The 12,742-nt window shown below is 70.7% G+C and carries 8 protein-coding genes; 4 read left to right on the top strand and 4 right to left on the bottom strand.

The genetic code is table 11. From position 1 onward, the window contains the following. Positions 1-9 precede the first annotated feature (9 nt). The 4 genes from C8P66_RS08500 to C8P66_RS08485 are packed head-to-tail and all read right to left on the bottom strand — an operon-like array spanning position 10 to position 4,782. Positions 10-1,671, bottom strand: coding sequence for a TIGR03016 family PEP-CTERM system-associated outer membrane protein (locus C8P66_RS08500; RefSeq protein ID WP_158537157.1), 1,662 nt, complete (start codon positions 1,669-1,671; stop codon positions 10-12). A gap of 31 nt (positions 1,672-1,702) precedes the next feature. Continuing rightward, complete coding sequence (locus C8P66_RS08495; protein ID WP_111397819.1) at positions 1,703-2,569, bottom strand: P-loop NTPase family protein; 867 nt, start codon at positions 2,567-2,569, stop codon at positions 1,703-1,705. Then, positions 2,566-4,074, bottom strand: a complete 1,509-nt coding sequence (locus C8P66_RS08490) for an XrtA system polysaccharide chain length determinant (RefSeq protein WP_111397818.1) — start codon at positions 4,072-4,074, stop codon at positions 2,566-2,568. Before C8P66_RS08490 ends, C8P66_RS08495 begins: the two co-directional genes overlap by 4 nt. A 3-nt stretch (positions 4,075-4,077) precedes the next feature. Next, positions 4,078-4,782, bottom strand: coding sequence for an XrtA/PEP-CTERM system exopolysaccharide export protein (locus C8P66_RS08485; protein WP_245903329.1), 705 nt, complete (start codon positions 4,780-4,782; stop codon positions 4,078-4,080). Positions 4,783-5,048: 266 nt separating this feature from the next. On the opposite strand from C8P66_RS08485, the gene C8P66_RS08480 reads away from it, so the two are divergent. Genes C8P66_RS08480 through prsT form a run of 4 tightly spaced genes read left to right on the top strand, consistent with a single transcriptional unit; the run spans position 5,049 to position 12,733 of the window. Further along, on the top strand, positions 5,049-6,407 hold the full coding sequence (locus C8P66_RS08480; protein ID WP_111397816.1) for an exopolysaccharide biosynthesis polyprenyl glycosylphosphotransferase: 1,359 nt from the start codon (positions 5,049-5,051) through the stop codon (positions 6,405-6,407). Further along, positions 6,404-8,506 carry an XrtA/PEP-CTERM system histidine kinase PrsK gene (gene prsK / locus C8P66_RS08475; RefSeq protein WP_111397815.1) on the top strand — a complete coding sequence of 701 codons (2,103 nt, stop codon included), beginning with the start codon at positions 6,404-6,406 and terminating at the stop codon, positions 8,504-8,506. Before C8P66_RS08480 ends, prsK begins: the two co-directional genes overlap by 4 nt. Continuing rightward, a complete protein-coding gene (gene prsR, locus C8P66_RS08470) occupies positions 8,497-9,909 on the top strand; it encodes a PEP-CTERM-box response regulator transcription factor (protein ID WP_111397814.1) in 1,413 nt (470 codons plus the stop codon). Before prsK ends, prsR begins: the two co-directional genes overlap by 10 nt. Before the next feature lie 13 nt (positions 9,910-9,922). Next, positions 9,923-12,733, top strand: a complete 2,811-nt coding sequence (gene prsT, locus C8P66_RS08465; RefSeq protein ID WP_158537156.1) for an XrtA/PEP-CTERM system TPR-repeat protein PrsT — start codon at positions 9,923-9,925, stop codon at positions 12,731-12,733. The last annotated feature ends 9 nt before the right edge of the window (positions 12,734-12,742 follow it).

Here is a 12,742-nt window from a genome sequence, read left to right as displayed (position 1 = left end):
GCGGGCCCCCTAGAAGGTCTGGCGCAAGCCAACGAGAACGACGTTCTGCACCGCGCGGCCGGACGCGATGTCATCGCCGCGATTGGTCATCATGTAGGTCAGCACGCCGCTCAACCCCGGTGCCAATTCCGTCGCGAGCGAGGCGCTGACCGTGAAGACATTGCCGCTGCCGCGGCCCGGGGAATCGAAGGTCCCGTATTGCCCATAGCCGATGGCGGTGGTCGCTTCGGTCAGCGCATGCGACCAGGTCAGGCTGCCCGAATTGCCGGTCTGGCTGAAGGCGGTGGTGCCGGTCTCGACCGAGACCGGACGCCGCTCCTCCCGCGACAGGCTCAGGGTGAAGATATCGCGCGGCCAGATCTGGCTGATCGAGACCGAGCCGCGCCGGATCCGCATCAGGCTGCTTTGCGCGCCCATGAAGGAATTGGCGAAGGGCTGTGCCACCGGGGCGCCGGTGGCGATGTCGATGGGATTGCCCAGCGGGTCCAGGGTGGTGGTGGACAGCAGATCCGCGGCGCGCTGCGCGCTGGTGGTCAGCCGCTCGGCATAATTGGCGTAGAGCGTGGTCCGTCCGCCGAGCGCCACCACCGCATCCAGCACCGCGGAATCGAAGCCGTCGTGATGGCCGAACTTGGCGGTGATCCGGCTTTCGGGCGATAGCGTCAGCCGTGCACCGACCGACCAGACCGGCTCGTTGATGTCCACGGGCGGGGTGCCGTTGTAGCGCTGCTGTTCGTAGCCGACCTCGACCAGCGCGGCGACCGGGCGGATGATGACGTAACGGGTCTCGACCGTCGCGATACGGCGATAGGCGCCATCCAGGATGCCGGTGCCATCGTATTCGGTGGAGCTGATACGGCTCTCCAGCGCCAGGCGACCGAACTCCTCCCCCGTGCGCCCGATCGCATAGACCTCATGCGCGGTGAAGTCCTGGTCTGAAAAGAAGCGCTGGCCCGTGGGCGTGAGCGCGCCGCTGCCGGTGCCGTTGGAGTCCTGCGTGACATGCTGCAAGGCGTAGCCGAGCTGCATCGTCCCGATGCCACCGAAGCGATGCACGAAATAGGGCGAGAGCTGGAAGCTGGTCGTCTGCACCTGGTCGTTGCGATTGACCGCCGGCGAGCCTTCGGGGGCATAGCCGCCGCTGACCGCCTGCACCGCCGCGGCGCCGCGCAGGTCGAGGAACAGCGCATCGGGCACCAATGTCGCGAGGAACTGCCCGTTGAAGCGGTGGTCGATCCGGTTCTGATCGCTGTCGGAGCCATAGAAGGTGAGGTTGGGCGCGTAATTCGCGATGCCCTGCACCCGCGCGGTATCCAGCGACAGCAGCAGCCCCGGGGTGAAGGTGGTGATCAGCTCCGAGCGTCGGTCGCGCACCGTCAGATCGACATTGTCCGTCGCCAGCACCTGGGCCGCGATGCTTGGGGTCAGGCTCCAGCCCTCGGCCGAGAGGCCCGGCGGAGGTGCTACGGCGGTATAGGGGAAGCCGAGGGTGCCGAGCCGCACCCCCGAATCCCCGAGATCGCCTGTGCCGCCGACGCGGGCGGGCGCATCGCTCCAGGGCAGGCCAGTGCTGTCGCCCGATGCGGGCGCGGTGGCCGGCAGGGCGGGGGCGGCGCGGATCGGCAGGGGCGGTGGCTCCGCGCGGGCGTTGCCGCCAACGGTGAGCGCCACGCCGATGACCGCGCCGCGCAGGGCGGGAGTATCAAACCGCATCGGGAACGCCGTAGTCGCCATAGGCGCCGAAGGTGTCGTTGGCGGTCAGCCGGACTCGATTGAGCAGCAGCTGAAGGTTTGGGCAGGCTTCCAGCATGTCCAGGGCGGCCTCTACCTCGTTGCGTTGGGTACGTTCTGCATTGACAACCAGAACGACCTGCCCGGCAACCAGGGCGAGGGCACTTGAATCGCTCGTGGAAAGACTTGGCGGCGAATCGAGGATGATGACGTGGTCGGGCATGATGCTCGCCAGCCGCAGGATGGCCGTCGCCATCGTATTGCCCGACGGCACCTCGGAGCCGGCCGCCCGCCCATAGGGCATGAACACAAGGCGTTCCAGCGCCGTCGCGACCGGCGGCGGCGCGGCGCGGCCGGCAGGGTCCATCGGCACATGCCGAAGCCCCGGCGCGTTCGCCACGCCAAGCGCATGGCTGATCCCGCCCGCCTTGCCGTCGGCATCGACCAGCACGACCCGGCGGGCGCCGCTGGCGGCAATGCTGGCGGCGAGGTTCAGCGCGATGAAGGTCTTGCCCTCATGCGGCAGGGCGCTGGTGATCAGCACGATCCGGCTGCGTGGGGTCAGCGGTGCGTCCTGGATGCAACGCAGCACCTGGTGCTGCACGATCGCCAGCTCCTCCAGCACGCGGCTGCGGTTCGGGCCATCGGGCGCCGTTATCATGCCCGCGTCCCGCAGCGTCGCCAGGGTGATGCAGGGGGGGGGCGGCGCCTCCACGGGCGCGGGCGGTGGCGCGACCGGGCGCTGGACCGGCGGCGCCTTCGGGGAGGCGCTGCCGGCGCCGAGCGCCTCGACCGCGCGTTCGACGAGATGGGCGCGGGTATTGGTCAGCGAGCTCATGCCAGCAGTGTCCTCATCAGAAGACCGGGAACACCAGCCAGGACAGCCCCGAAGCCGGCAAAGAGCAGCGCCGCCGCACAGGCGAAGGCGAGGGGGGGGCCGATGCGCCGGGGTTCGGCCGGTGCCGAGACGCCACCGAGCACGGTCAGGCCAAGTTTGCGCAGGTCGTGGACGGTGTAGAAGGTCCGGTCGAACTGCACGAGCAGCAGTGCCAGCAACGCCCCGGCACCGAGCCCCGCGGCGAGCACCCCGGCCGCGAGCAACGGACGGTTCGGCGCGACCGGCCGGGTCGGCAGGGTCGGCGGATCGACCACCTCCAACCGCACGCGGTCGGCGTTGGTGCGCGCCGCCCCGGCGATCTGGATCGACTCGCGCCGTGCCAGCAGTTCCTCATAGTTGCGGCGGAGCACGGAATAGTCGCGGTCGAGGTTGAGATATTGCGCCTGCACCTCGGGCTCGCTGCGGGCCACCGAATCCAGCCGCTCGACCTCGCTGCGCCCGTCGCGCTCCTGGCGTTCGAGCGAGCCGATCTGCGCGTTCACATCGACCAGCCTGACCCGAAGCTGTTCGAGCAACGGGTTCGAGCGCGGCGCGCGTGGCGCTGCCGGGGCGCGAGAGGGGCCACCGCCGCCGCTCGCCCGCAGCTCCCCCACCACCCGGCGTGCCGCCACGACGTCGGGATGCAGTTCGGTGTAGCGCAGCCGCAAGTCGCGAAGGTTGCGTTCGGCCTCGGCCAGCCGGCCATCGCCACCACCGCCGCCGCCTTCGGTCACGAACTGGGCCGGGACGGCGTCGATCTGCTGTTGGGTCAGGTCGCGCCGCATCCGGGCGTCCTGCAGCTCGCCCTGCACCTGGTGCAGGCGGGTGCGCGCCGCCTCAAGTCGCGAACTGCCGCCGAAGGCATCGGAGGGCAGCAGGTCGATGTAGCGCGCCTGGAACTCGGCCTTGCGGCGCTCGGCCTGTCGCAGCTGCGTCTCATAGGAGGCGATCTGCTGCGCGACGAAGGTCTTCGCGCTCTCCATCTGCTGGCGATCGTTCGTGCTGGCCGATTCCATGAACAGGTTGAGCGTGGTCTGCACCACGTCGCGCGCGACGCGGGCATTGTGGTCGCGGTAGTCGATGGTGAAGAGGTTTCGCGTCTGCGGCGTGATGCGGATGGATCGCGTCAGCTCCTGCAAGAGCAGATCGCGTGAGGCGACACTGTCCACGCGGCCGTTCAGATCGGTGCGCGCCACGACCTTCTCGAGGTTGGGGCGGCTCAGCAAGGTGCGTTGCAGCACCTCGACCTGTCCGGCCGGCGTGCTGTCGATGGCGATGCCGCGCAGCAGCATGCTGAGGATGGCATCGGCGTCCGCATAGATGCGGGCGCTCGATTCATATTGGTTGGGGAGGGATTGAATCCCCGCCCAGCCGACCAGGCAGACGAGCCAGGCAAGCAACATCGCCTTCCAGCGGTGCCGCCAGCCTGCCGCGGCGTATCGCCGCACCAGGGCCACGTCCTGCATGGCTCAGAACCAGCCTTGCGGGATGATCAGCGTGTCGCCGGGCTGCATCGCGACGTCCTGGCTGATGTCGCCATCACGCAGCAAATCGGACAGGCGCACGGGAATGGCGCGCTGGTCGCTGGCAGCCGCGCCGCGGCGGATGATCTCGGCACGGTTGCCGGCGGCGTAACGCGTCAGGCCACGCGCGCCGATCATGACGTCGAGCACGGTCATCCCCTCGCGATAGGGCATCGCCATGGGTTGCGCGGCTTCGCCGATCACGCGGATCTGGCGGCTCGGCGGGCCCTGGAAGGAGCGCACCATGACCGTCACATTCGGGTCGCGAACATAGGTCCGCAGCCGCTCCTCGAGAGCTTTGCCGAGCTGGGACGGCGTGCGCCCGGCGGCCTCGATATCCGCGATCAGCGGCAAGGACAGCCGCCCATCCGGCCGGATCGGCAATTCGGACGCGCTCAGTTCCGGCTGCCGATAGACGAAGACCGTCAAGGTATCGCCAGGTCCCAGGACGTATTCGGACGAGGCAAGGCTCGCCACATCCGGCGACCTCGCCGGAGAACCCGATTGTCCGGCGCATCCTGCCAATACAAGCGCGCAGAAGAACTGGGTCGATGCGTGTCGCAAACGGCGCATGGCATTCCCTCGCATTATTCTATGTGTGGCACGCGGTGTCGCAACCAAACCGGCCTGAACCGCCGCGGCGGGGGCCAATCGTCAGATATCTTAACAGGGCATCGGCAAGGTGCAATCGGATAATCGCGAAATGATCGCATACCTAAAAACAAACTTTGCTGCATAAGACGCAAAATTGCAGTCAAAACTGACCTTTCAGCCAGGAACACAAGTAGAGAGTCGATGTTTGTGTAAAATTCAAGCCTTGTAAAATCGTCCTATTATTAATGGACCTTTGACGGCGACAGCGGGAGTGCTAGCACTACGGCAACGAGCGCGCTCACGTCCTGGCGGGAGATTGTCTGATGACGAGCATGTTCGGCCATAACATCCGGTCGGATCTGGTGATCCTCTATATTGCGGAGGCGTTCGCGGTCTTTCTTGCCGTCTATGGGCTGACCGCCTGGGGCATCGCGCAGGGGGCACCCGTCGATCATGGCAAGGCCAGCCTCGTGGCAGGGGCGCTGGCGCTGTGTTCCGGCCTCGTGTCGGGCGCCAGCGGCCTGTATCAACCCGAGGTTCTGTCCCGCTCCCGGCGGCTCGCATCGGGCGCGCTGGTGGCAGCCTTGCTGCTGTTGCTGGCCGCATGGCTGAGCCTTCAGATATTCGCGCCGCCACCTGGGGGCGCCTCGATCTGGTCCTCCGTCGCGGGGGTCGTGCTGGGCTGTGTCGCGGGCGTCGCCGGGACGCGTCTCGCGTTCATCGTCGCCTCCCGCCGTGGCCTGCTCAAGCGCCGCCTGCTGATCATCCGCGATCCGCGCGCGCCTTTGGCCGCGGAACGCGAGGCCGGCATCGAGGAAGCCCGGCTCAGCCCGTTCGAGATCGCCATCACCTCCTCGGGCAGCGCCACCCTGGATGACGAGTTGCATCCCGCGCGGCTGCGGGCACGGCATATCTGGGCGGTGGTCGCGGCCGACCCGCTGGCGATCACGTCGGAGATGCGCCGGCATTGCCAGGCCGCCGGCGTCCGGGTCCTGACCGAGGCGGAGTTCCACGAAGCCCGCATCAACCGCGTCGCCTGCGACACCTTGCCGCTCGATTGGCTGGGCACGGCGCGTGGTGCGAATGAAGGGCCGGTCGAGGCGGGGCTGCGGCGCGGATTCGATATCCTGGTGGGGCTGACGCTGGTGCTGCTGGCGCTGCCGGTGATGCTTGTCGCCGCTGCCATCATCAAGATCGACAGCCCGGGGCCGATCTTCTATCGCCAGGAACGCTCCGGCCTTCGAGGGCGCGTCTTCACCCTCTACAAGTTCCGCAGCATGATCGTGAACGCGGAGCAGGGCGGCATGGCGCGCTGGGCGACGAAGTCCGACCCCAGGGTGACGCGCTTCGGGCGCATGATGCGCCTGACCCGCATCGACGAACTGCCCCAGATCCTCAATGTGCTGCGCGGCGACATGGCCATCGTCGGGCCGCGGCCGGAACGGCCGAGCTTCGTCGAGCAGCTTGGCCTGGTCATTCCGCACTACAACGACCGGGCCTGCGTGAAGCCGGGCATCACCGGCTGGGCGCAGGTCAACTATCCTTACGGGGCCTCGGTCGAAGATGCGCGCATGAAGCTTGCCTACGACCTCTATTATGTGCGCCGGCGCAGCCTGTTCCTCGACCTGCTCATCCTCGTCGCCACGGTGCGCGTCGTCCTGTTCCAGGAGGGCGCGCGGTGACCGGTGCTGCATCCACGCTGCTGCATGCCGGCTGCGCCGTCATCTGCGCCGCATGGACGGTGCTCATCCTCTGCGCGGGACGCGGCCGCACGGCACTGCTGCTGGCCGCGACCGGGGCCGTCGCGGCACTTTGGGCGGCCGCCGTGGCGCTGGCGCCGGAGGCACCCCTCGAAGGCCCCGCCGGTCTGTTGGAGGTCGTGCGCAGCGCCGTCTGGTTCGCGGTCCTGCTGCTGCTCTGCGTGCGGATCGCGGGGGCGGTGCCGGTGCCGCTGGTGCGGCGCTTCGGCCTGATCGGGCTGCTGGTGACCGCCGTCGCCACCATCACGCTGCTGCCCGGAACGACGACGGCGCTGGCGGTGCCGACACTCAGCGTTCTGGCGCGGCTGGCACTCGCATTGCTGGTCGTGCTGATGGCGGAGAACCTGTATCGCAACGCGCCGGAAGCGGCACGCTGGCACGTCGTCCTGCCCTGCATCGCGCTCGGCGGCCTCGCCGCCTTCGATGTGCTGCTCTACGCCGATGCCGCGCTGTCGCGCGACTTCTCGACCTTGCTGATCGACGCGCGCGCGGTGCTGACGGCCATGGCGGCGCCGCTGCTGGCCATCGCCGCCGTGCGCGACCGCCGCTCGCGGCGCGACCTGCCGGTGTCGCGGCAGCTTGTCTTCCACGGTGCGACGCTGGTGGTCGCGGGCACCTTCCTGCTCGGCATCGGCGCGGCGGGTGAGGCGCTGCGCCAGTTCGGCGACCATTGGGCCAGGGCGGCGCAGATCGGGATCATGGCCGGGGCGTTGATGGCCCTCGCCGTCGCCGTCACCGCGCGCTCCGTGCGGTCGCGGCTGCGCCGGCTGGTGGTCGATCATTTCTTCGTCGCGCGCTACGATTATCGCCGTGAATGGCTGCAATGCATCGCGCGGCTGTCCGCGCCGGATGCCGAGGTGCCGGCCGATATCCGCGCGATCCGGGCCATCGCCGATCCGGCGGACAGCCCGGCCGGCATCCTGCTGCTCCGCAACGCGGATGGGCATGATGCAGATGCGGCGCCGATGCGATGGGCGGGCTCCTGGAACGGCCCGTCCGAGCCTCTGGCGCTGGCCCCGGATCATCCGCTGATCGCCGCCATGCGCCATGGCGCCTGGGTCGCGCATCCGGGGCCGGGCGAACTCGCCGATCTGCGGGCCGTCTTCGGGCCGTTGTGGCTGGCGGTGCCGCTGATGCACCATCGCGAAGGCCTGCTTGGCGCCGTGCTGCTCGCCCGGCCGCGTGCCGGCGTGATCCTGGACAGCGAGGTCTTCGACCTGCTGCGCATGCTGGGGCGGGAGGTCGCGATGTTCCTCGCCGAACGGCGCGGCGCGGAACGGCTGACGGATCAGGAGCGGCTACAGGCCTATGCCAAGCGCTTCGCCTTTGTCGCGCATGACGTGAAGACCGTGGCGACCCAGCTCACGCTGCTGCTGGCCAATGCCGATGCGAACATCCAGGACCCGGAATTCCAGCAGGACATGCTGCTCACGGTCCGCGCCGCGGCCGATCGCATCAACACGTTGATCGCGCGGCTGCGTGCGCCGGAGGATGCTCCCGCGCCGGCATCGCGGCGCCATGGCGCCGCCGAGCGCGGCTCCGTCGAGCCCCTGCCGCGGCTGCGCCGCCTGGCCGCGGGGCGCGGCTGTATCCGCATCGAGGCCGATGGCGACACGGCCAATGCCATCGCGATGCCCCCCGATGTGTTCGATGCCGCCGTCACACATCTGCTGGACAATGCCGTCGAGGCCTCCGCCCCAGGTGCTCCCGTCCGCATCCACCTCCGGCAGGAAGGCCGCGAGGTGGTGGTAGACATTACCGACCAAGGAGAAGGCATGACCCCAGCTTTCATCCGCGATGAGCTGTTCCGGCCGCTCACCACCTCGAAACCGAGCGGCAATGGCATCGGCGCCTGGCAGGCCCGCGAACTGGTGCGCCAGGCCGGCGGCGATCTGGCCGTGTTCAGCAAGCCGGGCCTCGGCACCACCATGCGCATCATCCTGCCGCTGCAGCCGGTGCCCGTGGCGGTTCCTGATGGCAGGGAGGGTGCCCGCTTGGTTGCCGTGCACGCATGGCAGTGACCAAGCCCAAACTCCTGGTCGTGGAGGATGATCCCGGCCTGGGCGCGCAGTATCGCTGGGCCTTCTCCGACTGCCGCGTCATCCTGGCCAGCGATCGCAACCACGCGCAGCTGCTGGCGGAGAAGGAGCAGCCGGCGGCCGCCTTGCTCGACCTCGGCCTGCCCCCCGATGAGGAAGGGGTGAGCGAGGGCTTCGCGACGCTGGAGGCGCTGCGCCGCATCTGCCCCGGCATGCCCATCGTGGTGGTCAGCGGCCAGGGGCAGCGCGAGCACACGCTGCGCGCCATCGCGCTTGGGGCCTATGATTTCTGCGAGAAGCCGGTCGATCTCGCCGTGCTGCGCACCATCATCGACCGCGCGCTGCGGCTGCGGGAGTTGGAGGAGGAGAACCTCCGCCTCGCCTCGATGCCGCGCTCCAGCCCGATCCGCGACATCATCACCGGCGACGAGGCGATGCTGAAGATCTGCCGCACCGTCGAGCGCCTTGCCCAGGTGTCCGCACCCGTGCTGCTGCTCGGCGAAAGCGGCACCGGCAAGGAAGCCTTGGCGCGGGCCCTGCATGAAATGGGGCCGCGGGCGAGCGGCAACTTCGTCGCCCTCAACTGCGCCGCGATCCCCGAGCCGCTGCTGGAGAGCGAGCTGTTCGGCCACGAGCGCGGCGCCTTCACCGGCGCGGTGCGCCAGGTCACGGGCCGTATCGAGGCCGCCAATGGCGGCACGCTCTTCCTCGATGAGATCGGCGACCTGCCGCCGGCCTTGCAGGCCAAGCTGCTGCGCTTCCTGCAGGACCAGGTGATCGAACGGGTCGGCGGCCGGGTCCCGATCCGCGTCGATGTGCGGGTGGTCTCGGCCACCAACCAACCGTTGGAGGAGCAGGCGGAGGGGGGGCGCTTCCGCGCCGACCTGCTCTATCGTCTCAACTCCCTCACCATCCGCGTGCCGCCGCTGCGCGACCGGGGCGAGGATGCGCTGCTGCTGGGGCGCTGGTTCCTGGCGCGCTACGCCCGCGAATTCGCTCGTCGCCTGCGTGGCCTCGATCCCACGGCGGCGCAGGCGATCATGGCGCATCGCTGGCCGGGCAATGTCCGCGAACTGGGCAACCGGGTGCGGCGCGCGGCGCTGATGGCCGATGGCCAGATGATCACCGCGGCCGACATGGAACTTGCCGAACCGCCGGATAATTCCGACACCGACCTCGACCTGCGCGCCGCGCGGTTGCGGGCCGAGCGCGCCATGATCGAGCGCGCCCTGGCCCGCAGCAACGGCAGCCTGTCGGTCGCGGCGCGGCTGCTCGGCGTCAGCCGCCCCACGATCTACGCCTTGCTCGAAACGCATGGTCTGTCGGTCAGTCGCGGATCGGTCGTCGAAACGCCCGCGCCGCCCGCCTCACCCGAAACGGAATGACCGGAGGACCGCCATGTCCCGCATGAACCCCTCCTCCCGCCGCACCGCGCATGGCCTGTTCGGTGCCGCCTTTCTCGGCGGCGTGCTCCTGGCGGGGGCGCCGGATGCGATGGCGGCGGCGCTGGAACGGGCCGAGGCGGCGGCGGCGCGCGGCGATCTGCGGGCGGCGCAGATCGAATGGCGCAATGCCGTGCGCGAGGAGCCGGCCTCCGCCGCGCGGCGCGCCTCTCTTGCAGCCACCAGCCTCGAACTCGGCGATGGCGAGACCGCTGAGCGGGAGGCCCGCGCGGCGCTGGAGCGGGGCTACGACCCCGCGGCCGGCACCACGCTGCTGATGCGCGCCTATCTCCTCGCCGGCCGCTTCAACCCCTTGCTCGATGCCTTCCCCGAGCCCGGGCCGGGCACCCCGGCCGGGGGCCAGGTCGCGGCGGGGCGGGCCTTGGCGCAGTTGGCGCTGGGGCGGAAGGATGAGGCGCGCGAGACCGCGGAACTGGCGGTTCGCCTGGCGCCGGGCGCGACGCAGCCGGAACTGGCCGCCGCCGCCGTGGCCGCGGCGACCGGCGATCGCGCCGGCGCCGAGGCGCGGGTCGATGCCGTGCTGGCCCGCGATCCGGCCTCCATCGACGCCCTGGTGCGGAAGGGCGTGCTGCTGCTGGACCGCAACGAGGCCCGTGCCGCGGCGGAAACCTTCGGCCGCATCGTGGCGATCGCGCCGGGCAATGTCCCGGCCCGGCTGCGGCGGGCGGAGATCCTGCTGCGGCTCAACCAGGCCGCCGAGGCGAAGCAGGACATCGATGCCGCCCTGGCCGTGCTGCCCGGCAGCGTTGCCGGCCACTACCTGCGGGCGATGCTGCTGGCGCAGTCGCGGGACTGGGCCGGGGTCGATGCCGAGATCCAGCGGATCGGGCCCGTGCTCGGTGATTTTCCCGATGGCTATCTGTTGCAGGCCATGGCCAAGCGCGGCCTGGGCCAGACGGCGCAGGCCGAGGATGCCGCCCGGCGCCACCTCGCCCGGCGTCCCGATGATCCGCGCGGCGCCAGGCTGGTGGCCGCCTTCGATCTCGCGGCGAACCGGCTCGGCGATGCGACGGCGGTGCTGACGCGGCTGGCGGAGCGGGGCGGGGCGGATGCCGAAAGCCTCGACCTGCTGGGCCGGCTGCATGGTGCCGCGGGCAGGCGGCAGGAGGCCATCGCCGCCTTCGAGCGCGCCGCCGGGCTGGCGCCGCAAAACGCCGAGATCCTGTCGCATCTCGCGGCGGCGCGGCTGGTCGCGGGCGATGTCGCCGGCACCGCGGCGACGGCGGGGGAGGTGCTGCGGGCCGATCCCTCGCGTCACGGCGCGCGGGAGCTGCTGGCCTTTGCCGCGCTCTACCGGGGCGATCTCGCGACCGTGCGCAGCGAGCTGGAACGGCTGGACCCGGCGGCGCGCGATGGCGAGGCGGCGGGCGTGCTGGCCGGCACCGCGCAGCTGATGCAGCTACAGCTCGAACAGTCGCGCGCCACCTTCACCAAGGTCCTGGCGGATCATCCCAATTCGGTGCCGGCCCGGCTTGGCCTTGTCCGGCTGGCGCGGATCGGGGGGCAGCCGGCGGAGGCCGAGCGCCTGCTGGGCGAGGCGCTGCGCGCCGTGCCCGGCAATGCCGAGGCCGCCGCGCAGCTGGCCGCCGCCGCGATGCCCGGCAGCCCCCGCGCGGCCGAGGCCCGCGCCGTGCTGGCGCAGGCACAGGCCGCGGCGCCGGGCGACGCGCGCCTCGCCCTCCTGCTGGCGCACGTGCTGATGCGGCATGGTGAGGCCGCGCAAGCCGCCGAGGTGTTGACCGCGGGGCCGCTGCTGCGCGAGCAGCACAGCCCGGCCTTGCTCATCGCCCGGGCGGATGCGCATGCCGCCGCCGACCAATGGGCGCTGGCCGAGGCGGCCAGCCGCCAGGCCCTGGCCGAGACGCCGGACTCCACCGTGGCGCGGCAGCAGCTTGCGGGGATTCTGGTCCATGCCGGTGACCTGTCGGGCGCGGAGACGCTGATCCAGCTTGGCCTGCGGCGGAAGCCCGGCGATGCGGCGCTGCAAGCCACGCTGGCGACCCTCGTGCTGCGCGCGCGCGGCACGGATGCGGCGCTGGAGCTGGCCGACCGGCTGGCGCGGCAGGCCGAGGCGCAGCCGGCGTCGCGGACCCTGCGCGGCGATCTGCTGATGGCGGCGGAGCGGCCGCAGGATGCGGCCCAGGCCTTTGCCGCGGCCTATGCCGAGACGCCCTCGGCGCCGCTCGCCCTGCGTCTGGCCCGCGCCCGCATCGCCGCGCGCCAGTTCGACGAGGCGGCCCTTGCCCTGCGCGACTGGCTGCAGCGGGAACCGGCCAATGATGATGCCTTGCTGCTGCTGTCGCAGCTCGACATCGGCGCCGGCCGGCTGGAGGAGGCGGAGACCCGTCTCGGTCAGGTGGTGGCGCACCGGCCCGATGATGCGGTGGCGCTGAACAACCTCGCCTGGCTGCTCGGCCAGCGCAATGACGCGACGGCCCGGGCCCTGGCGGAACGCGCCTATTACCTCGCACCCAATATCGACACCGCGGATACGCTGGGCTGGATCCTGGCGCGGGGCGGCCAGCCGGCACAGGCGGTGCCGCTGCTGCGGCAGGCCGCCGTGGCGCGGGCCGCGATGTCCCGGCCCGACCCCGCGGCCTCCTTCCGCCTCGCCTATGCCCTGCAGGCGACGGGGGCGCGGGAGGAGGCGCTGTCGGTGCTGGCGCCGGTGATGTCCGACGCGCAGCCCTTCGCTGAACGGGCCGAGGCCGAGCGGCTGCTGCGCGACCTGCGCGGCGGGCGTTGAGCCGGGATA

This window comes from Humitalea rosea (genome assembly GCF_003253705.1).
Classification (GTDB): domain Bacteria; phylum Pseudomonadota; class Alphaproteobacteria; order Acetobacterales; family Acetobacteraceae; genus Humitalea; species Humitalea rosea.
Note: the sequence above shows the minus strand (reverse complement) of the source record. Positions and strands in the feature narration are given on the sequence as shown.

What these genes read in the sequence shown, in the direction of transcription:
- C8P66_RS08495 (WP_111397819.1), bottom strand. Translation starts at nt 2,569, where the DNA reads ATGAGCTCGCTGACCAATACCCGCGCCCATCTCGTCGAACGCGCGGTC.
- C8P66_RS08490 (WP_111397818.1), bottom strand. Translation starts at nt 4,074, where the DNA reads ATGCAGGACGTGGCCCTGGTGCGGCGATACGCCGCGGCAGGCTGGCGG.
- C8P66_RS08480 (WP_111397816.1), top strand. Translation starts at nt 5,049, where the DNA reads ATGACGAGCATGTTCGGCCATAACATCCGGTCGGATCTGGTGATCCTC.
- prsR (WP_111397814.1), top strand. Translation starts at nt 8,497, where the DNA reads ATGGCAGTGACCAAGCCCAAACTCCTGGTCGTGGAGGATGATCCCGGC.
- prsT (WP_158537156.1), top strand. Translation starts at nt 9,923, where the DNA reads ATGTCCCGCATGAACCCCTCCTCCCGCCGCACCGCGCATGGCCTGTTC.